The following is a 21,223-nucleotide window of genomic DNA, read 5'->3' as shown; positions in this document are numbered from 1 at the left end:
TCAGTCCTACTATAATCTACTTTTTCGTTGTTCGTAGCGATATATTCGTTTTTAGTAAACTATAGTAATATTCAGACTGATTATCAACTTTCCTAGGATAAAGTCGGTGACGTCTTTTTGCCTAAGCTTAAAGTATCCCAATCTCTCATCAAAAATAAGGCGATACATGCTGCCAACATCGGCCAAGCAGCAAAGAATAACAGATTGTCAAAAGGCGTGAGGTATAGTCCAAAAGTCGAAAAAGTTGACATGGCATGGAGCAATAAAATTGCACCATAAGTCCAGGTTTTGAATAGACCGACAGCAAACATTAGAATAAGAATCAATTGAGCGACACCGATAGCAATGAATATTGTCTCACCCATCGCTTCGAGACCATAGAATTTTGAGAAAACATTTGCCGCGTGATCGGGGTGAAAAATCTTATCTAATGTCCAAAATAAGAAAACAATAAAAATGCCTATTCGAAGCAACAGTAAAGACAAAGGGAGATGTTTTGGCATAAGTTATTTCTTTTTAATAAAGTTTGAAAGCGAGTTCAAAATAGGGTGGATTGAAGTGAGGTTTCTACGCCTGTTATTAGAAGGTTTTTATGTGACAGACATGAGTAAGAAGTGTTTGCTTTATGTTGAGTGATTGCTCAATTATAGCTGTCAGATGTTACAAAATAATGCAAGGGCGTATTGTGACGATTTTGGAATACGGCCTGTTCGATAGCGGCGCGTTATCGAAGACTATTTCTAAAGATCATTTGCAAAACGTTTGCGTACTTGTCGCAAGTAAATACTGGGGGCGATGCGCCATAAGATGCTACCAAAGCGTGAGACAGGTTCGGGCAATATCCAGCGTTTGCGTTGGGTCAAGCCTTTATCAATACGCTCAACCATCCACTCAGCACTGCGAATATTACCGATGACTGAGCGTGGATGGTTGGCAGTATTACCATCATGACCGAGCGCATGACTTTCGATAGGCGTGTCTAAGAAGCTCGGATATACCATCAATATATGAATACCATCGGCTTCTAACTCTAAGCGCAGTACTTCAAAGAACTGGGTCAGCGCACTTTTAGCAGCGCAATAAGCGGCGCGTCCAGGGACTGGCATCCAGCCTGCCATTGAGCCGATGCAAACAATTTGACCACGAGACTCTCGCAGTAAAGGCAGTGCCGCCATCGTTAGCTCTACTGCGCCTTGCCAATCTACAGCCATCACCTTGCGGAATACTGCTGGGTCAGTCTGATGCGCCAGTGAGCGGTGAGTGATGCCAGCATTATTTACCAGTAGGTCAAGCCGTCCAAAGCGCTCATATAGCTGATCAATAAGTGAGGCAATATCATCAGCTTGAGTGATATCGGTGACGACCATCATGATTCTGTCTGTATCAGTAAACTCAGTTGCTCGTGCACTCAAAGCCTGTGCATCTATATCGATGAGCACTAAGTGATGACCAGCATTATACCAATGACGAGCCATCGCTAAGCCCAGTCCCGATGCGGCGCCAGTAATCAAAGTAACGGTCATAATAAGCTCCTTTAGAAAAACAGATTCAATCTCTTCAAGATTTACGCAGTCCATTGGCTTTGACAAAATAATCAAAGGTTTCAGCGGAAGTTTTGGTCAGTTGATAGCCAAACTCTTCTTTTAGACGGCGGTTAGCAAGTACTGGACGATAACGCAAAAAGTTAACTTGTTCGGGGCCAGTGGGCTTGCCGCGCCATTTCTCAACTTGTAGTGCTGCTTTGACTAGCCAAACGGGCAAGATTAATAGCGGCTTATTGAGCTTATGTGCAATCTGCTTCATGGTCAGTGCGCCATCACCAGCCATATTGAAGATGCCAGATTTATCTTCTCGAATACCCATCTCCATCGCATTCATAACATCTTGATCCCAAATAAAAACAAAAGGGGAGTCACTGCCTTTGAGCGCAAGAATACGCGGCGCCCTGAACAATCCAGTGATTTGGTTGCGGGTGTCAGCACCTAATACAGTACCGGGTCGAAAGATAAGCTGCTGCAAATGCGGATGATTTTGACGAAAATCGCTCAGCAATTCTTCTATTTGTCTCTTATGATCAGAATAAGCGAATTCACGATTGCCTCGCAGCGCATCATGCTCATCGATCCATTCTGGATTGTCTGCATGATAACCATAAGCCGCTCCTGAGCTAGTCACAGTCAGGTGACGAACGCCAGCTTGTACGCAGCACTTCAGGACATTATGAGTGCCGTTAACATCGATATCGAAATCCCGTGCTCGATCTTTTGACGCTTGCAGGATGGAGGCCAAATGAATCACATGAGTGATTTGCTCATCGATAAGCAACTGAGCTAGGTCGGCATCACGTATATCTAGTATTTTGATAGGAAAGTCTAGGTCTTTACGCGTGCAGATGTCCGTGCCTATGACAGAGTAATGCGCGGCCAGTCTATTACCCAATTGATGACCGATATAGCCTGCTGCGCCCGTGATAAGTATGCGTTTAATCATATGGCCTCCGTGCCCAAATTTGTGAAAGTGTCAGGCCTGACACCAGATGCCAGACGCCCCAGAAGGCGGTAATCAGCATCATGCCGCCCGCTTGCGGAAAAAAAGTAAACAGAATGACCAAGCCCAGTCCTGAGTTTTGAATGCCGACTTCCATAGTGACTGCACGGCGATCAGCAACGGGCAGTTTAAGCGCTTTACCCATGCCATAGCCGAGCGACAGTGCCAGTAAATTATGAGCCACCACCAACCAAAAAAAACTGTTAAAACGTTCGATAAATAAGTCAAAATTGTTGGAAAAGGCGATAGCGACAAACGCTAAAAACACTAGTAATGAGATGATGCGTAACGGTTTTTCGCTACGGGCAACCAGTTTGGGGAATTTGCGACCGGTCAACATACCAATCACTAAAGGCACGGCTAAAACTAAGAGCACTAGTAATAAAATGCTACTTGGTTCAAGCGTAATTTGGGTCAGGTATTGTCGCGTATGTGGATTGAGCCAACCATAAAAAGCAAAGTTCAGTGGCGTCAATACGGTAGCTACCAAGCTCGAAACCGCTGTCATACTCACAGAGACAGCGACATTGCCCCGTGCCAGCCAAGTCATGATATTAGAGAAACTACCACCAGGACAAGAAGCCACCAAAATCATCCCTAACGCCAGATCTGGATCGACATTCAATGCCCAAGTAAATAGGCAGGTCGCTAGCGGTAACAGGAAAAACTGTGCAAACAGACCAGCTATAGGCGCAATGGGTGCTAGGATAATACGTTTAAAGTCCTCAAGGCGTAAGGTCAGTGAGACACCAAACATCATTAAAGCCATGATGACATTGAGCATAATTAAGCTGGCAGGATCGAAGACGATCGGTAACGCGCCACTCATACTGACATATCCGACTGACGATCTTTTCTATTAAAGATTTTGTGTCTTAAGCGGCGACCTATAGAGGGGTTATTGCCGAAGGTTTTATTGTCAGTCTCTTGTTCGCCTTCCTCCATTTGCAATTTAGCGGTATGCTCAGCAAGTGTGGCAAGATATTCCTCTTTATTGACATAATATGCCATTCGCGCGAGCTTGATGTAGTCATAACCACCATCGAGTGTCACGCCACTCAGTGCTCGTTTGACCACATCGAAGTTGTCAGCCGCTGCGCTATTTTGCTCGCGCTGCTTAATATATAACGCGACCAGACGCGCTTGTTGGTTGCGACCTTCCCAGCCAAGTCCAGCAGCCTCTACCATACCCATCATAAACAAATTGTCATATTCAGGATGAAAGACATTCATATACAGCTGCGGTGCATGTTGTGTGGCAGGCCAGTTAAGGTGCTTACGATCAATAAAAGGATAGTCTAGCAAATAGCCAGTCGCCATCAGAATCAAGTCATAATCGCTGCTCTCACCGTCGCTGAAGCTCACCGTATGCCCTTTAATACCGCTTATATCACGTCGCGGCTTAATATCACCATGACCCAAATGATGAAGCACTAACGAGTTAACGACTGGATGCGACTCATACATTCGATAGTCAGGATCTGGTAGACCATAGTCCGAAGGCTTGCCAATGATCATACGGATCATCGCTGCATCCATGCGCTGCTTGGCTTGCCGTGGTAGCTTGAGTTTGCCACCTAACGTATCGATAGGGCGACCTTTGATAAATTTAGGCAAGAAATAATAGCCACGTCGCAAGCTGATATCTACTGACTTTGCATGATGAACGGCATCTACCGCAATATCCGCACCAGAATTACCGCAGCCGATGATGAGTACGCGCTTATCTCTGAAGACTGAGGGGTTACGATACTCGGAGGAATGCATCAACTGACCGGCGAATTCGCCCGGCAAAGCTGGCATGTTTGGCTTATGTAAAGTGCCATTGGCAATCAGCACCCCATCAAACAGTCGCGACTGCTGCGCGCCATTACACTCACTGATTACGCGCCAACCATCACCTTCGGGGCTGGCGCTGATGACTCGAGTAGAGAATTCATAACGGGATTTGAGATCAAATTGATCGGCAAAGTCTTGGAAGTATTGGCGCAGCTCGCTATGGTGTGGGTAGCAGGCAACAGAGTCGCGCATGGGGTACGCTTTGAACTCGGTCATCTGTTTGGAGGATATCAGATGGGCTGTTTCGTACATGGTGCTATGAGGGTTATCAATATCCCATAGGCCACCTACATCACTGTGTAGCTCAAAACCAACGAAAGGAATATTAAGTTTTTGGAGATTACGGGCGGTGGCTAGTCCCATTGGACCGGCACCAATGACAGCATACATATTTGTTCCCTCAAATTTATGATCGTATTGCACCCATCCTAATTGGGTATGAGCGTTATATTAGTCTATGTCGTTAGGCCGTTCAAGAATAAGGTTAGAGGAATCATAAATATCAAGGCCTGTACCGCCACTCTCATCAGCGATACGGGTTTGGATGCCGTTATTTGATTACGGACTGTCATGACCTTTCATAAAATTATTAAACATAACAAACAACAAAACAGCCTTTAAATCTTAGATTTAAAGGCTGTTTAAGACTATTGAGAGAACGATAAGATATATAGCTGGCTCACCATAAAAGTGCTACGGCGCTAACCTAGCTAACTCTGCAAATTATATTTGACCACCACATTGCTCCCATCATGATCAACCTTATAAGTGTTGAGTATGATACTTTCATCATCTAAACATTGGCCTGTTACCAGATTAAAGCGCTGCTTATAAATAGGTGAGGCTACATACAGTACTGCTTCACTAAGGCCAGCTGCGTTGGTAATGGTAGTGCCACCGATTAAACCTCTAGACAATACATTGGCCTGACTAAAAGGGTCATAATTATCAAGCGCGAACAGCTTAGTTTCTTTGGTGCGAAAGATAGCCACTTGTTTGCCATCTATGAGCGCACAAACACCAGTCTCAGGGAGAATGTCTTCTAATCTACAAACCGTATATTGAGTCATTGGGTTATCCTTATTCGTATATTATCGGAGAGTATAGGCAGTCCTAGATAAATCAGAGACGGTGTTACGCTAGCTCGATCGACTATTGATAGTGCTGTCATTCGCCTTCCTAGTTTATTAATTGTCTCTTCATTATCTTAAACCGACTATCTTGGGCGTTGATTAAGCCAGCTCAGTCACTAGGATTTGAGTTTTTTCAGTATCGGTTGCAGGGCGAATTTGCTCGCGCTCGGTGACAAAGACCACATTGTCATCTCCTTGCTCACTATTGACGAAATGACGGAAACGTTTGAGCTTTTCGCTATCGGTGATGGTGGCTTTCCACTCACACACATAGTTGTCGATTAGCAGTTGCATCTGCGCTTCTAGCTCGTCAGCGATGCCTAAGCTGTCTTCAATAATGACTGCTTGTAGATATTCCAATCCACCTTCTAAGCTCTCGCGCCATTTTGAAGTTCGTTGGAGTTTATCTGCTGTTTTTATATAAAACATAATAATGCGATCGATGTATTTGATGACCGTGTCGCTATCAAGATCGGTGGCAAACAACTCACCATGACGCGGGGTCATACCACCATTACCACAGACAAATAAATTCCAACCATTCTCGGTGGCGATAATGCCAAAGTCCTTGCTTTGTGCCTCTGCACACTCGCGTGTACATCCGGACACGCCCATCTTTATCTTATGCGGTGAACGTACTCCTTTATAACGATCCTCTAAGGTGAGTGCCAAGCCGACACTGTCATCGACACCGTAGCGACACCAATTATTACCCACGCACGATTTAACAGTACGCAACGACTTACCATAAGCGTGACCAGTCTCAAAGCCAGCTTGCACCAATTGTGTCCAGATATCAGGCAATTGGTCTAAACGTGCCCCAAATAGATCCACGCGTTGACCACCTGTGATTTTGGTATACAAATTAAACTCTTTGGCGACTTGTCCGAGGATGATCAGTTTATCGGCGGTGATTTCACCACCCGGCACACGAGGTACGACAGAATAGGTGCCGTCTTTTTGTATGTTGCCCAGATAATAGTCATTGCTATCTTGCAACGGTGTCAGTTCAGGCTTGAGCACATAGTCATTCCAGCATGAGGCCAAGATGGAGGCGACCGTAGGTTTGCAAATCTCACAGCCATGACCATTACCATGCTCATCCAACAGAGCATCAAAGGTTCTAATACCATGGACACGAATCAAGCTATAGAGCTCTTGACGAGTATAAGCAAAGTGCTCACATAAGTCGTTATTGACCTCAAACCCGAGGGTCGTTAACTGGTAGCTTAAAGTGTCTTTCACCATAGGCGCACAGCCACCACATCCTGTACCTGCACTGGTACAAGACTTCACTTCGGCAATGGAGTACGCACCGTTCTCAACCGCCGCGCAAATAGCCCCTTTGGTGACGTTGTAGCATGAGCAAATCGTTGCACTATCTGGTAAATTTTCTATACCCATTTTCGGTTTTTCAACGTTGGGTAGTATGAGACTTTCAGGGTGGGCAGGTAGGTCGATGTCGTTGAGATATAGCTGTAATAGATTATTATAGTCTTCGGTATCACCGACCAATACTGCGCCAAGCAAGCGTTTGTTATCAGGCGTTGTGACCAGTTTCTTATAAATGCCCTCAGCAGGGTTCTGGTACAAATAGCTCAAGCTGTCCGCGCTGTTGCCATGAGCATCGCCAATACTACCAACATCGACGCCCATCAGTTTGAGCTTGGTGCTCATATCAGCGCCTGTAAAGGTTTGCGAATGATCTCCTGTGATTTGTGCCGCGCAAATACTCGCCATGCTGTAGCCTGGTGCTACTAAGCCAAATATCTTGTTATCCCACACCGCGCATTCGCCGATAGCGTAGACATGCGCGGCATTGGTGCGGCATTGTTCGTCAATTAAAATACCACCTCGTGCACCTATCTCAATACCGCACTCAGGATTGTTTTTGATAATGCCATCTTGCGGACGAATACCCGCACTAAAAACGATCATATCGGTATCAAGCGAGGTATCATCGGTGAATTGCATGGTTAAGTGGCACTGATCTTCACTGGTGTTATTCCTGTTTTTAGACAGGGCATCGGTATTGTCAATAATGGCTTGGGTATTCTTGCCAGTTAATACTTTGACCCCAAGAGCTTCAATTTTTCGTTTCAAAATCTCACCGCCAGCAGCATCAAGCTGAACACCCATCAGTTGCGGGGCGAACTCTACAACATAAGTCTCTAGCCCTAAAGTGACCAGTGCTTTTGCTGCCTCAAGTCCCAGCAGTCCACCACCCACGACCACACCCTTTCTGACTGTGGGGCGCTCAGCAATGGCAAGAATGTCATCTAAATCGGCAATGGTTCGGTATACGTGGCAATGCGGATGTTCACGCCCTGGAATGGGTGGTACAAACGGATAGGAGCCTGTCGCCAGCACCAGCTCACTATATTCAATCTGCTCGCCAGCTTCAGTGATGATGTATTGATTGGTCGCGTCGATATCTACAATGCGCTGGTTCAGGTGCAATTGAATTTGGGCGGCGGCATAGGCGCTCAAATCAACCAAATTTAGCTTACTGATATCTTTATGCTCAAAATAGCTCGATAAATACACACGATCATAAGCCGGACGGTCTTCTTCTGCAAACACATGAATCTCAAATCTCTCATGTAGCCCTTGCTCTATGGCTCGCTCAACGAAATGGTGCCCGACCATACCGTTACCAATCACCACTAACTTAGCTTTATTTGGTGTACTCACTATAGTGCTGCTCATGCGCTTATCCTTAGTAATGGGGTTGTCTAAATATCGTGATCTAAACGTTATGATGGTTAGTAATATTTAGTGCCTACACCAATTACACCTTCAATAACTGTGCCAAGCACTGTTATATAGCGCTTTGTATTTAAGGGGATTGCTAAAAAATTCAGACGAATACGTATGACGCTCATCGCGTATTTACAAGGTCGCAAGGCATTTATGAGGAGGTTGACGATGATGGTAAATAAAACATTAATCGATCATTTGGCAATGAGGTGATAAGTATTGATGCACTAAAGTGGACAGAATCATGCACCAATTTGATTACATTTATAATGAGTAGCATTTTTTTATGTCTCTCAATGATACAAGGGCATCATGTTTTTTAAGATATGAATCGGCTTGTGATAGTCGCCTGTAAGTCTGCCATTACAAAGCATTGACGCTTTCACCAAAGACGATGGTTTGCCTCTACAACGATTTTTATGACGGCAAATGGCACAGCCATTGCACCCCCTTAACTGTTCTAACTGATCATTCTGTTTAACATAATTTGTTCTTATAACTTTTTATGTTGGCCCTAAAGTTTGCCATTTAAGGAAATCGCATATGTCGTCATCGCCACCATCGAACCCCGCTGTGCCAACTAAAAACAAGCTTAATATTTTCTCTTTTACAGGTAAGAATAAAATTCTCCATCTTGGTTGGATGGCTTTTTTTCTGACCTTTTTTGTGTGGTTTAACCACGCGCCTTTTTTATCCGCGATTGGGGAGACGCTTAACCTTACTAAAGATCAAATCAAAACCTTATTGATACTAAACGTCGCCTTGACGATTCCAGCTCGAGTCATTATCGGTATGCTAACCGATCGTTTTGGCCCGCGCCTCGTCTATACCGCCATTTTGGCGATTGGTGCCATTCCCTGTTTTACTTTTGCCTTTGCGCAAGACTACAACACGCTAGCGTTGTCTCGGTTCTTACTGGGTTTTGTGGGTGCAGGGTTTGTGGTGGGTATTCGTCTAATGAGTGATTGGTTCCCTGCAAATGAGCTGGGTACGGCTGAAGGTATTTATGGCGGTTGGGGCAATTTTGGTTCCGCTGCTGCTGCCTTGCTATTACCGACAGTGGCTATCATCGCTGCCGCTATAGTTGGTGGTGATGAGGGCTGGCGTTATGCGACGGCTACTTCAGGGGTGGTCATGATGCTGTACAGTGTGATTTTTTATAAGATGGTGCGAGATACGCCAAAGGGTGCGACGTATTTTAAACCCAAAAAATCTGGTGCCATGATGGTGACTTCAGCAGGTGACTTTTGGCTGATGATGGCGTTTAAGCTGCCAATGTATTTGGCCTTGGCTCTTTTGGGATGGAAATTATCGCCCGCTGGCGTCAGCTTGCTTAGTCAGGACAGCGTGACTATCGTCTATATCGGACTGGTTGTTTTATATATTTATGAGTTCGTGAGTAGTTATCGCTTTAATAAAGAGATATTTACTACGCCAGTTCCAAAAGCACATCAATATGACTTTAAGCAAGTCGGTATCTTAAATATTCTCTACTTTGCGACCTTTGGCTCAGAGCTGGCGGTGGTGTCTATGTTGCCGCTTTTTTATCAAGAGACATTTAGCCTATCGATTGTGATGGCAGGGGTATTGGCATCAAGCTATGCGTTTATGAATTTGATGTCACGTCCGGGCGGCGGTTGGCTCAGTGACAAGTATGGACGCAAGATCACGCTGCTGATTTTGACTGCGGGTTTAGCCGTCGGTTATTTATTGATGGGAATCGTTGATTCAACATGGCCGATTGCGTTGGCATTGTTAATCACGATGTTTTGCTCATTCTTTGTACAGGCAGGCGAGGGCGCAGTGTTTGCGGTCATTCCACTCATTAAGCGCAGTATGACTGGACAATTCGCTGGCATGACTGGTGCTTATGGCAATGTTGGTTCGGTCGTTTATTTAACCGTACTGAGTCTCGTCTCCTATCAGGTGTTTTTCTTTGTGATCGCCGCCACCGCAGTGGTTGGCTTCTTAGCACTATTCTTTTTAAAAGAGCCTGAAGGCGTTATCATCGAAGAAATGCCAGATGGTAGTTTTGCCCAAATTAAAGTGAGCTAAGTATGAAAAAGGGCGGCACACAAGACTTTAAGACCACTGACAAAACCAGTCACTATAGTGCGGATAATGCACTATGGTTGCTTGATTTTTATACCATGCAAGGGCGCAAATCCGAAAATCAAGACAGCTTGCTGATAACAACATGCTTGCCGTATGGACAGTCCACAGCAACCATCAACGGCGGTGTTCATTGTCCTCATGCGCCTTTATTGGTGCTGATGGCGGATGGTGTCAGTGCCTGTCAGTTCCCTAAACAAGCCAGTCAATTGGTCGTCAATACCATCACGCATCACCTTACTTTAGCGCTTGAAAATCTCGTGAGGACAGAGTATGAGTCGGCATCAGAAAATGAGTCACAAGCCAATGGTCAAAAGGCACCGATAAGCTTTGATGATAATCAAATTGCCATATTGATTAAGGAGGCGGTAAACAAAACCAATGATGTGCTCTATTTCCCACAAGTCTACGAGCGAGTACCACCGCTGTTATCGACCTTATCAGGCCTACTGTGTATCGGTGACCGTATCCATCTGTTTCATACGGGCGATTCACGTATTTACCGTATAGGTATGGATAGCATGGCGGTGCTCACTAAAGATCACCGCATCCATCGTGGGCAAGACAAAGGTGCTCTGTCGGCTGCTGTTGGCGCTGATACACGAATTCAGTTACAGCAATCGGTATTTACATTGCATCAAAACGAGTGCTTAGCGCTAATGACTGATGGCGTCTATGAATCTATTACTGCCTCAGAGCTTCAGTTTGAACTGTGTGCCGCCGCAAAGGCGCTAGTTCAATCGACGACTATGACTGATCGAAACGCTATCGACCAACAGATAAGTGATGTTGGTATCGGTATCGGTGAAAGCTTAGATATCAGTAAAAGCTTATGCGAGCAAGCGTTTAGCGAAGGCAGTTACGATAACCTAAGTATGATGATGCTCGGTATGAATACAACAGTGCTCCATAAGCAAACGTTTAAGGCACAAATTTATAAGACAGGCGACAATACTAGCTCTCACGATATTCATCGTTATCAGTTGCCAACGGGTTTGGAGATTGGTGCGCAGATTGACGGTTTTACTATCAAGAACATTATAGCCCGTACTGCTCGTAGTGAAGTGTATTTGGTAGAAGATAGCAACCATCATGCCTTTGTCATAAAGTCGCCAAGCCTTGATACGATTACCGATGGGTACTATCTGCGCGAGTTTTTAAAAGAGCGAAAAATAGGGTTGAGCTTATCTAAGCACAGCCGTGCTGGCGAGCCTGCTTACAATCAAGCGGACCCTAATGATTTGTCGAGCGATAACAGCCTTATCAGCATCAAAACCAATCAAAGCGCGAGCTCAGCGCTGAGTTCTTCAGGATTGCTACGTTATTACCCCGTACCAGCGAGTAGTACTTATTTATACCATCTGACCGAATATATTGAGGGCGAGAGCCTCAGAGATTTTATGGATCGCCATGCCCCTTGCGACGTATGGCAGACATATGATTTATTAACCAAAATAGGCATGGCGGTTCGGGTGATGCATCGTAACTATCTATTGCATCAAGACATCAAGCCGGAAAACATCCTATTGACCACCTCAGGCGCGGTCAAGTTAATTGATTTTGGTTCGGCCAGCTCTTTAATACTCAAAGACAGCACTCGACCACCGAACGGTGATTTGCACTACGCTGCACCAGAATATTACAGCGATGCACCAAAAGGAGTTTATTCTGATTTATTTTCCATAGCCGTAATCGGTTATGAGCTACTAACCAATGAGTTGCCGTTTAGTTCGCAAGATTTAATGAGTTCACATCAAGCAAGTCATACGTTGACGCTGCCTGCTCAATCATTACGTCAGCACCGCGTACCCACTACTAGCCAGCAAGCGTTAATGCGTGCGCTGCATTCCAACACCCAAGCTAGATACCAAGCAATTGGTGAGTTTTTACAAGATTTTAACCCCGATAACACCAGCAATATCCGCGACCCTGAGCCGCTTATTATACGCCATCCCTTACTGGTATGGCACAGCATTTGCTTCATTCAGTTTGTCATTATCTTATCACTGCTGGCTTATTTTCTATAAGTTTGCTTCAACAAAAACATGATATGACACGCCATTTATTTAATGCTGCACGTTGCGGCTAAGGGATGCTCTTCTTATGTCGCCTTTTGTACCACACCTTAATGCACAGTCAACAGTAGTCAATAGCCAAAATCCTAAAATAGCGTCAACGCTACCTTCGAGTGCTGGTATCGTCATTATTGGTGCTGGCATGGCAGGCAGCCGTTTTGCTATTGAGTTGGCTCGTGCCCAACAGCAAAACAGACTGGAAAACCCTCACATTCATCTGCCAATTACGCTTATTAGTAAAGAACCACAAGTCGGCTACAACCGAATTATGCTATCGCCTGTACTGTCAGGAGATTCTATATTTGAAGATACTTATCTATACGAGCAATCAGAGTATCAACAGCTGGGTATCACCGTATTGGCTGGAATTTCGGTTGACACAATAGACGTCAAACAGCAGTCCATTGAGCTGAGCAATGGACAAACGATCGCTTATAGCAAGCTGGTTATTGCGACGGGCTCCAGTGCTCGAATTATTCCTTTTCCAAATTATGATGCTAAAGGCGTGCACGTGTTTCGAGAAGTAGCTGATGTAAATGCACTAACCGCATATGCACATCAAGGGAAAAAAGGTCTGGTGATTGGGGGTGGGGTATTGGGGTTAGAGGCCGCCTGCGCTTTGGCTTCTCAAGGAGCAGATATGACGGTTGTTCATGTGGACAGCTATGTACTGAACCGACAGCTTGATTTGCCCGCCGCTGAGCTATTGCAAGCAGAGCTCAGCTGTCGAAATGTCGGACTTGAGGTATCAGCGATCACTGAATGTATAGCGGTCAACAACCAGCATGAAGTATGCGGATTGTTGCTAAAAGATGGGCGCACGTTGCCAGCAGATTTCGTGGTCATGGCAGTGGGAGTGGTACCTAATATCACATTGGCAAAAGACAGCGGACTGACGGTCAACCGTGGCATCATCGTTGATAATTATATGCATACCAGCGCTGCCAACGTATACGCTATTGGCGAATGTGTGGAGCTAGACGGTGAGCTGTTCGGTATGGTGGCGCCCGTCAATCAGCAAGTTGATACCTTAGTTTCTGTCCTAAAAGATGCGAGGATATCAAACGATGGCTTAGCATCCAGGAATAATTGGCACCCCTTTACTAGCAAACCGCTGTCTTTAAAGCTAAAAGTATCTGGCATCAGTGCCTTTTCAGCAGGGCAAGTCGACTTTGACGAGGAGGAAGCGGCAGCTATCGAAACCATCACTTATCAGCAAACCAGTATAAATCACTATCATTGCCTCTATCTTAGAAACAATAAACTGATCGGCGCTGTACTCTACGGTGAGGTCAATGAAGGCAGTTTTTATAGCCAGCTGATCAACAGCAATAGTGATATCGCGCCTATAAAAGCGGATTTAATATTTGGCGAGGCTTACTGTGATTTGGAGAAAATAACGACAGATAGTGAGGCTAACGGAGACATGGATAACGATAGCGATCTGGATTTATTAAGCGCAGCAGACATAGTAGGAGCGGCGTCATGAGTGAATTGATTTTGAGTAATAAACCGAATGCTAGTCAAAAATTAGAAAGTGGTATACGCCGATCTGATCACAAATCTAATAACAAATCTGATGACATGGTCAGTCCTTCAAAAACGGCTCTTATTGCCACTTATACTGAAGAAACGACGTCCACCATACGTACCACTTGTCCTTACTGTGGGGTAGGGTGTGGCGTCCTAGCCAGTGTCGATGCGACAGGGGTAGTGAGCGTAAAAGGAGATCCTGAGCATCCGGCGAACTTTGGTAAACTATGCTCAAAGGGCAGTGCGCTGGCGCAAACCTTAGGCAGTGAGCGACGCTTAACTGAGCCTTACTATCAAAACAAGCAAGCGGTAATGCAACAACATCGACCTATGCAATTGGTTAATGATTTTAACGCTATCGACATATCTGATGAGCCACTTACAAAGCCTACCGATTGGAATAACGTCTTAGATGATATTGCCACGCGCTTAAACGACACGATCGCCAAGCATGGTCGCGACAGTATTATGTTTTATGTCTCAGGACAGCTACTCACTGAGGATTACTACGTCGCCAATAAGTTTATCAAAGGCTTTATCGGTAATAATAATATCGACTCCAACTCACGCCTATGTATGTCTTCCGCAGTAGCAGGGCATAAACGTGCCTTTGGCGCTGATTTGGTGCCTGGTAATTACGAGGATTTAGAGTCCTGCGATTTATTGGTGCTGGTGGGCTCAAACATGGCATGGTGTCACCCTATTTTGTTTGGACGATTTTTGGACGCAAAAAAAATTGATCCCAGTAAAAAGCTTATTGTCATTGATCCGCGTCGTACGGACTCTTGTGAGTTCGCAGATTTGCACTTACCAATAGCCGCTGGCACCGATACGCATTTATACAATGGGTTGTTGCACTATCTTAAGCAGCAAGGTTGTTGCGATGAGCGTTATCTCAAGCAATGTAATGATGTCGATCTCGCTTTGGAGGCTGCCAAGACGTGGAGCATCGACAAAGTCGCTCAAGCATGCAAAATCAGCGCTGACCTCATACGCCAGTTTTATCAGCTAGTCGCTGCCAATGACAAGACAGTGACCGCGTTTAGTATGGGTGTTAACCAATCAAAGAGTGGCACCGACAAGGTCAATGCCATTATCAATAGTCATCTGTACACCGGACGCGTAGGAAAGGTAGGCGCCAGTCCGTTTTCACTCACTGGTCAGCCAAACGCTATGGGTGGCCGTGAAGTCGGGGCGCTGGCTAATTTGCTGGCGGCACATTTAGATTTGAGTAATGGTATTCATCGTCAACTGGTGGCTGATTTTTGGCAGGCACCGCAGTCTATTGCGCCAGAGGTGGGCATCCAAGCTTGTGATGCTGCCGATGCTATCTTAGATGGGCGTATCAAAGCCATTTGGATTATGGCGACCAATCCAGTCGTGAGCTTACCTGAAGCGGATAAATTTCGCCGCGCATTAGCGGCTTGTGACTTGGTAATAGTCTCTGACTGCTCGGTAGACAGCGATACGGTGAAGTGCGCAGATATTGTATTACCAGCACAAGGTTGGGGTGAGAAATCAGGCACAGTTACCAATTCTGAGCGACGCATCTCACGCCAACGTGCTGTAAAGCCTGCACTCGGTCTTGCCAAACCTGACTGGTGGATACTCTCGCAAGTGGCGAGGCGTATGGGGTTATCAGGGTTTGATTATGACTATCCTAGTGAGATATTTAATGAGTACGTGGCGCTCACTGCTTTTAAGAACGACCCTAATCAATCAGAATCGAAAAACAATCAACCGCGCTATCTCAATTTGGCTAAAGACCTACCAATGCCAATCCTAAACCGTGCTGACTATGAGGTAATGACCCCCTTTCAATGGGGCGACCAGCGAATCACGATGGCGCACTCAAATTTTATCGCTATTACACCCTCGGATAGCGCCAGCTTACCTAATAGGCATCAGCGTCGCTCAAGACCGAAAGCTAATGACAATACAGAAAGCGATAATAGAGAAAAGGATAATAAGAGCGATAAGCCACATAACGGTCACTCATCAACCGTGCATCTACGTCTTATTACCGGTAGATTGCGTGATCAGTGGCATACCATGACCCGCACAGGACTTGCGCCGCAGCTTAACCAACATGAATCTGCGCCGATGCTGACCCTCCATCCCGATGACGCCAAGCAACTCGGTGTTGAAAAAGGCGACTATGTGCAGCTACGTCCTCGCTATGAGCAAAACCTACTAAAAAAGCTTCAGCCACATAATAAGGCGGCTGTTGATTCAAATACAGACATTGAAGTGTTAGAGCAAAAAGTGATAGCACAAGTTGCCATCAGTGATGGCATGCGTGTTGGTGATGCATTTATGCCCATGCATTGGAGTAACGCCTTTGCCAGCAGTGCAAGAGTAGGTACGCTCATTCCGACGGTTGTCGATCCCCATTCAGGACAGCCTGAGCTAAAAAACTCAGCGATTAGTATCAGCGCTGTACCCATGCAGACGTTTGGCAAGATTTTGGTGCATCCTGATTTGCAAGACACCATACTAGTGCACTTTCGTGCTATGGCGGCTAGCTTTAAAGAGCAAATGACAGACAAGGAGTTGCAAGCAGCCTCTTCTAGCTTTGATGTGGCTAGTGAGCAGTCGACTCAAACACTACCAGCACTGACATGGAGTATTAGCCGCCAAACCAACAGCGTTCTAATTACTCTTGCTAGCCCAGTCGACAGCATCGCTAAGCAATTGCTTGATCCTGAGTTTTGGCAGCAGTTTATCGATACCTATCAAAGCTCTGTATCGGATAAAGGATTGACTGATGACGCTGCTAATACCAATACTGTAGGGGTTAATAGTGCTTTTACCCTTAGTAAACCGGAGCAACAACTACGTTTTATTTTGACTCAGTCAGAGGCGAATGAGGCAAGTGAGGCAAATAATGAAGAGGTCAATAGCACGTTGCCAAGCACTTCTATCTCTACGACACCGAGTGAGCGGCTACTATTAGCTATTTATTTCGCGCCGCAAGTGACGCAGCTGCCAAGCAGTCATTGGCTTGATAGCTGCTTTGCCAATACCGATGCGATACCTGCACAGCAGCGCTATAAATGGTTGCTGGCAGGTCGTCCAGCCACAGGTTATATCGATCCAGGCCCGCTGGTGTGTTCGTGCATGGCGGTGGGAGAAAATATTATTATCAATGCCATCACCAAACAGCAATGTACCAGCGCACATGCCATTGGTAAAGCGTGCCGAGCGGGCACCAATTGCGGCTCATGCGTGAGTCAAATTAATGCACTTATTGAGGAATATGCGTCCTAAACGCCTGTTGAAAGAGGGTCAAGTTATCGATATGGCATGAGGCTTGCACCGTGTCTTGTACTATCTTTTGTTCTTATGTATTCCATTATGAAGTGCTGATCTGCACGGCGCTAATAGTGTTATTAGGAGTGACCATTATGACTGATTCATCTGCTTTTATCGCAACCCTACCTTCGAATGATTTATCCAATAAAAAATGCAATGTCAATGTGCTAAACACACCATCAACGATAGCAGAAGGTGAGAAAGTAGGCACTGTGCATTTAGTCGGTGCTGGTTCTGGCGATCCTGAGTTGTTGACTCTAAAAGCGTTACGAGTCATGCAGCGCGCAGACATAGTGCTTTATGACAGCTTAGTCTCAGAGGATATCTTAGATATGTGCGCGCTGACAGCAGAAAAAATATTCGTCGGTAAGCGCCGTGCCAATCATGCTCTGCCACAAGAAGGCATCAATGAGCTGTTAGTCAAACACGCGCTGGCAGGCAAAACAGTGGTTCGTCTAAAAGGCGGCGACCCCTTTATTTTTGGGCGCGGCGGCGAAGAGCTGCAAGAAGTTGTGCGCCATGGCATTCGTTTTGAATCCATTCCTGGCATCACAGCCGCCAGCGCCGCTGCTAGCCGTGCAGGGATTCCATTAACGCACCGTGATCATGCACAAGCCGTCAAGTTTGTAACAGCGTGCAAAAAGTCAGGCGCAGCCAATAATGACTATGACGAACACTTGGACAGCAAACAAACAGTGGTGTTTTATATGGGACTGCATCGGCTAGGTGAGTTGACCAAAGGGTTGATAGCAGCGGGGCGCGACAGCGAGACTCCTTTTGCCGTGATTAGTCATGCAAGCTTACCCACGCAGCAGCTGCTCATCGGTACGCTTGGTAGTATCGCTAATCAGCAAGCGATAGCGAAATTGCCAACACCTGCACTATTAATTATGGGTGATGTGGTCACTTTATATCATGAGTTTGCAGACTATAATCTTGGTGCTGTGGGTAAAGGTGCATTTGTTGATGTTAATAAAGTTATAAACAGTAACCACTTAATACCCAATTTGGAAAGTATGACGTAGGAACGTTACTAATTATAAATTTCGTAATTGCTCAATCAACCAACGATGTATGCCACTGTCAGTAGTACGTGGGTGCCATGCCGCGATGACTTTGAAAGTAGGTGGCAAGGCTTCAACCTCAAGCTCTTTGACCTTACTGCTCGGCAATAACCGCGAAGGATAAAACGCAATCATATCAGTCGTGTGCAAAATATTGGGTACAGCCGAAAAGCTAGGAACTGACATCACAATATTTCGTTTTAGACCTTTTTCTGCAAACCATTGGTCATGAGAGCCGCGCAAATTAGCACGCGAAGGCGATACCACCAGCTGTGGGTGCGCAGCCACTTGCGTCAGTGTTAATGGCTCTGTGGCAAAAGTATTTTCACAACCCGTCACGCATAAATGTTGCTCTTCAAACAGAGTGACATACGATAAATTATCGGGAATAAACTCGGGAAAGGTAATCAATAAATCAAGCTCGCCTGCTGCAATAAGTTGGTTAATATTGTCTGAGGCAAAGTCGCGCACGATCAGCTTCAAATCCGGTGCGTCGCGGCGCGTAATATTAAACAACTGCGGTAATAATGCCTGCGTCGCATAGTCGGTTGCGCTAATCGTAAAGACGCCTTTATATGTTTGCGGCATAAAAACCTCTGGCTCTAACAAATCTTCCAACTGCTTTAATATATGGTCAATAGGTTGCTGCATCGATAGCGCCTTTGGCGTTGCCACCATGCTATTCCCTTGACGAATAAACAAACGATCATCAAACACCTCACGTAACTTGCGCAGCTGCTCACTGATGGCTTGTTGAGTCAGTCCCATTTTACGCGCGACTTGCGAGAGGTTTTTTAGATCAAGCAGCGCCTGTAATACTCTAAGCTGCTTAATATCGAGCCGATTCATACCATTCATAACTCATACCATTAATAGTTGTATCTTAAACAATAAGTGGTTGTTTCTAATTGTACCCTCAAAACGCTATGCTGACCAATATTGCTTAAGTAGCAACTAAATGAGCTATTAAGCATCAAAACAGGCCAAATACATTCAATAATAAGCCATCAGCTGCTTTAAAAGAGATATTTATGACACAAACCATTCTAAATACAAGTACACTATTTTCCTCTGTAGAACTTGGGCCTTATACGCTCAAAAACCGCATCGTCATGCCGCCATTGACACGCTCTCGTAGCACGCAGCCTGACAATATTCCTAATGACTTAATGGCCAGCTACTATGCACAGCGTGCGACAGCAGGCTTTATGGTGACGGAAGGTACGCAGATTGAGCCAAGAGGCCAAGGCTACGCTTGGACACCTGGTATCCATTCACCAGCCCAAGTTGAAGGCTGGAAAAAAGTTACGCAAGCAGTACATGATAAAGGCGGTATTATTTTTGCTCAGTTATGGCATGTTGGGCGTGTATCTCATACCAGCTTGCAGCCTAATGGTGCTCAGCCTGTAGGCCCATCAGCGATTGCTGCTGACAACGTAAAAGTATTTATTGAAACAGGTCCAGGTGAAGGTGCATTGGCCGATCCAAGTGAGCCACGTGCTCTCAGCACTGATGAAGTTGGTGAGCTGGTAACGATGTATGCGGCAGCCGCACGCAATGCACTGGAGGCGGGTTTTGATGGGGTAGAGCTGCATTGTGCTAATGGTTATTTGGTCAATCAGTTTATTTCTGAGCATAGCAATACACGTGATGACCAATATGGTGGGTCGTTGACCAATCGTCTACGTTTCTTAAAAGAAATCGTCGCTGCTGTCAGTGATGTGGTTGGTGCGGATCGTTTAGGCGTACGTTTTGCGCCTTTGTTTGCGAGTACGGGTGAGACGCGCGTGTATTTAGGATTGGTAGAGTCAGATCCTCATCATACGTATGTCGAAGCGGTCAAAGTTCTTGAGCAAGCTGGCATTGCTTACTTGTCAATTGCAGAAGCCGATTGGGATAATGCGCCTGATTTGCCAGACACTTTTTATCGAGCGGTCAGAGAAGAATTTTCAGGCCGTATTATTTATGCGGGTAAATATACCGTAGAAAAAGCAGTCAATATTTTAGCCAAAGGCTATGGCGATTTATTTGCGTTTGGTCGTCCTTTTATTGCCAACCCTGATCTACCTGAGCGTATCGCCAATAATTGGCCACTCAATGAAGTAGATCCTGCCACGATGTATGGTGGCACTGACGTTGGCTACAGTGATTATCCTTACTATAGTCAATCCTCTATAAAAGAGTGACAGCATTAACCTCGCTTGAAGTATTACATATACATCTGCACTCGGTTGCCTTGACTCTCTTTTAAACTGAATCAACTATATCAATAATAGCGAAGCAGCTGAGCAGTGACTGAGATAAGGCCATTAATATTAATGGCCTTATTTTTATTTATAAATTTGGGACTTGTTGGATATTCACAAACAGTCAATCATCACGCGAAAATTATTGTTTTTATCGCGTAAAGATTTTTTTATTATTTTATCAATAGGTAGTAGACAATGAATCAGAATACTAAAGACAGACTTATACGCATATTAGTAGGATATGTCGGACTCTATCCAACACTCCTAATTGTATTAACGTTATTGAAGCCTGTGACTCAAGGATTAAGCCTGCCAGTGGTGGTATTAATTGAAACGATCATACTCGTTCCGTTGACACAGCTGGTGTCCTTCCCACTAGCAGGCTGGGTCATTGAGCGTCTAAGCAGAAAAAAGTGATCGTTTTTCGCAGCGTTCACTGGTAAACCATCATATTATTCCAGCTCATCAATCAATTGCTTCATCTCAGCGATTTCACGTTTTTGCGCTTTTATAATATCGTCAGCAAGCTTTTGTACACGCGGATCTTCAATATCAGCGCGGCTACTGGTTAAAATAGCAATCGAGTGATGCGGTAT

The 21,223-nt window shown here is 45.3% G+C and carries 16 protein-coding genes; 7 read left to right on the top strand and 9 right to left on the bottom strand.

Going from position 1 to position 21,223, the window contains the following annotated elements:
• Positions 1-92: 92 nt before the first annotated feature.
• The 7 genes from J5X94_RS05645 to nirB all read right to left on the bottom strand — a co-directional run bounded on the left by J5X94_RS05645 (position 93) and on the right by nirB (position 8,228).
• Positions 93-503 (bottom strand): hypothetical protein, encoded by a 411-nt coding sequence (locus J5X94_RS05645; protein ID WP_210540558.1) that lies wholly within the window; start codon positions 501-503, stop codon positions 93-95.
• A 237-nt stretch (positions 504-740) separates the two neighbouring features.
• Complete coding sequence (locus J5X94_RS05640) at positions 741-1,523, bottom strand: SDR family oxidoreductase (protein ID WP_210540557.1); 783 nt, start codon at positions 1,521-1,523, stop codon at positions 741-743.
• A 34-nt stretch (positions 1,524-1,557) separates the two neighbouring features.
• Positions 1,558-2,490 (bottom strand): SDR family oxidoreductase, encoded by a 933-nt coding sequence (locus J5X94_RS05635; protein ID WP_210540556.1) that lies wholly within the window; start codon positions 2,488-2,490, stop codon positions 1,558-1,560.
• A complete protein-coding gene (locus J5X94_RS05630; protein ID WP_201588511.1) occupies positions 2,483-3,376 on the bottom strand; it encodes a bile acid:sodium symporter family protein in 894 nt (297 codons plus the stop codon). The genes J5X94_RS05635 and J5X94_RS05630 overlap by 8 nt, the downstream gene beginning before the upstream one ends.
• Positions 3,373-4,776, bottom strand: a complete 1,404-nt coding sequence (locus J5X94_RS05625) for a flavin-containing monooxygenase (protein WP_210540555.1) — start codon at positions 4,774-4,776, stop codon at positions 3,373-3,375. The genes J5X94_RS05630 and J5X94_RS05625 overlap by 4 nt, the downstream gene beginning before the upstream one ends.
• 320 nt (positions 4,777-5,096) lie before the next feature.
• Positions 5,097-5,456, bottom strand: a complete 360-nt coding sequence (gene nirD, locus J5X94_RS05620) for a nitrite reductase small subunit NirD (RefSeq protein ID WP_194619692.1) — start codon at positions 5,454-5,456, stop codon at positions 5,097-5,099.
• Between the two features lie 162 nt (positions 5,457-5,618).
• On the bottom strand, positions 5,619-8,228 hold the full coding sequence (nirB, locus tag J5X94_RS05615) for a nitrite reductase large subunit NirB (RefSeq protein ID WP_210540554.1): 2,610 nt from the start codon (positions 8,226-8,228) through the stop codon (positions 5,619-5,621).
• Positions 8,229-8,822: 594 nt separating this feature from the next.
• Between nirB and J5X94_RS05610 the strand changes: the two genes are divergently transcribed.
• The 5 genes from J5X94_RS05610 (at position 8,823) to cobA (ending at position 18,339) form a co-directional block, all read left to right on the top strand.
• Positions 8,823-10,334, top strand: a complete 1,512-nt coding sequence (locus J5X94_RS05610) for a NarK family nitrate/nitrite MFS transporter (protein ID WP_210540553.1) — start codon at positions 8,823-8,825, stop codon at positions 10,332-10,334.
• 2 nt (positions 10,335-10,336) lie between these two features.
• Positions 10,337-12,418 (top strand): bifunctional protein-serine/threonine kinase/phosphatase, encoded by a 2,082-nt coding sequence (locus J5X94_RS05605; protein WP_210540552.1) that lies wholly within the window; start codon positions 10,337-10,339, stop codon positions 12,416-12,418.
• 76 nt (positions 12,419-12,494) lie between these two features.
• The gene (locus tag J5X94_RS05600) at positions 12,495-13,955 is read left to right on the top strand and encodes an NAD(P)/FAD-dependent oxidoreductase (RefSeq protein WP_228293175.1); all 1,461 of its coding nucleotides are present in this window, start codon (positions 12,495-12,497) and stop codon (positions 13,953-13,955) included.
• Positions 13,952-17,269 (top strand): molybdopterin-dependent oxidoreductase, encoded by a 3,318-nt coding sequence (locus J5X94_RS05595; RefSeq protein ID WP_210540551.1) that lies wholly within the window; start codon positions 13,952-13,954, stop codon positions 17,267-17,269. Before J5X94_RS05600 ends, J5X94_RS05595 begins: the two co-directional genes overlap by 4 nt.
• A 137-nt stretch (positions 17,270-17,406) precedes the next feature.
• The gene (gene cobA, locus J5X94_RS05590; RefSeq protein WP_210540550.1) at positions 17,407-18,339 is read left to right on the top strand and encodes a uroporphyrinogen-III C-methyltransferase; all 933 of its coding nucleotides are present in this window, start codon (positions 17,407-17,409) and stop codon (positions 18,337-18,339) included.
• Positions 18,340-18,351: 12 nt separating this feature from the next.
• Here the strand turns inward: cobA and J5X94_RS05585 are convergent, their stop codons facing one another.
• Positions 18,352-19,236 carry a LysR family transcriptional regulator gene (locus tag J5X94_RS05585; RefSeq protein ID WP_189585211.1) on the bottom strand — a complete coding sequence of 295 codons (885 nt, stop codon included), beginning with the start codon at positions 19,234-19,236 and terminating at the stop codon, positions 18,352-18,354.
• A gap of 173 nt (positions 19,237-19,409) precedes the next feature.
• Between J5X94_RS05585 and J5X94_RS05580 the strand changes: the two genes are divergently transcribed.
• The gene (locus J5X94_RS05580; RefSeq protein WP_210540549.1) at positions 19,410-20,564 is read left to right on the top strand and encodes an alkene reductase; all 1,155 of its coding nucleotides are present in this window, start codon (positions 19,410-19,412) and stop codon (positions 20,562-20,564) included.
• A 258-nt stretch (positions 20,565-20,822) separates the two neighbouring features.
• Complete coding sequence (locus J5X94_RS05575; protein ID WP_194619683.1) at positions 20,823-21,044, top strand: hypothetical protein; 222 nt, start codon at positions 20,823-20,825, stop codon at positions 21,042-21,044.
• Positions 21,045-21,079: 35 nt separating this feature from the next.
• Here the strand turns inward: J5X94_RS05575 and J5X94_RS05570 are convergent.
• The coding region (locus tag J5X94_RS05570) for a DUF305 domain-containing protein (RefSeq protein WP_210540815.1) at positions 21,080-21,223 on the bottom strand (144 nt) is incomplete at its 5' end.

The organism is Psychrobacter sp. K31L (genome assembly GCF_017942195.1).
Classification (GTDB): domain Bacteria; phylum Pseudomonadota; class Gammaproteobacteria; order Pseudomonadales; family Moraxellaceae; genus Psychrobacter; species Psychrobacter glaciei.
The sequence above is the reverse complement of the archived record's forward strand: the minus strand, read 5'-3'. Positions and strand labels throughout refer to the sequence as shown.

Excerpts from the sequence above, each read along its gene's own strand:
- cobA (WP_210540550.1), top strand. The coding sequence starts at position 17,407 with ATGACTGATTCATCTGCTTTTATCGCAACCCTACCTTCGAATGATTTA.
- J5X94_RS05645 (WP_210540558.1), bottom strand. The coding sequence starts at position 503 with ATGCCAAAACATCTCCCTTTGTCTTTACTGTTGCTTCGAATAGGCATT.
- nirB (WP_210540554.1), bottom strand. The coding sequence starts at position 8,228 with ATGAGCAGCACTATAGTGAGTACACCAAATAAAGCTAAGTTAGTGGTG.
- J5X94_RS05585 (WP_189585211.1), bottom strand. The coding sequence starts at position 19,236 with ATGAATGGTATGAATCGGCTCGATATTAAGCAGCTTAGAGTATTACAG.
- J5X94_RS05580 (WP_210540549.1), top strand. The coding sequence starts at position 19,410 with ATGACACAAACCATTCTAAATACAAGTACACTATTTTCCTCTGTAGAA.
- J5X94_RS05595 (WP_210540551.1), top strand. The coding sequence starts at position 13,952 with ATGAGTGAATTGATTTTGAGTAATAAACCGAATGCTAGTCAAAAATTA.
- J5X94_RS05600 (WP_228293175.1), top strand. The coding sequence starts at position 12,495 with ATGTCGCCTTTTGTACCACACCTTAATGCACAGTCAACAGTAGTCAAT.
- J5X94_RS05575 (WP_194619683.1), top strand. The coding sequence starts at position 20,823 with ATGAATCAGAATACTAAAGACAGACTTATACGCATATTAGTAGGATAT.
- J5X94_RS05605 (WP_210540552.1), top strand. The coding sequence starts at position 10,337 with ATGAAAAAGGGCGGCACACAAGACTTTAAGACCACTGACAAAACCAGT.
- J5X94_RS05610 (WP_210540553.1), top strand. The coding sequence starts at position 8,823 with ATGTCGTCATCGCCACCATCGAACCCCGCTGTGCCAACTAAAAACAAG.
- J5X94_RS05635 (WP_210540556.1), bottom strand. The coding sequence starts at position 2,490 with ATGATTAAACGCATACTTATCACGGGCGCAGCAGGCTATATCGGTCAT.
- nirD (WP_194619692.1), bottom strand. The coding sequence starts at position 5,456 with ATGACTCAATATACGGTTTGTAGATTAGAAGACATTCTCCCTGAGACT.
- J5X94_RS05625 (WP_210540555.1), bottom strand. The coding sequence starts at position 4,776 with ATGTATGCTGTCATTGGTGCCGGTCCAATGGGACTAGCCACCGCCCGT.
- J5X94_RS05630 (WP_201588511.1), bottom strand. The coding sequence starts at position 3,376 with ATGAGTGGCGCGTTACCGATCGTCTTCGATCCTGCCAGCTTAATTATG.
- J5X94_RS05640 (WP_210540557.1), bottom strand. The coding sequence starts at position 1,523 with ATGACCGTTACTTTGATTACTGGCGCCGCATCGGGACTGGGCTTAGCG.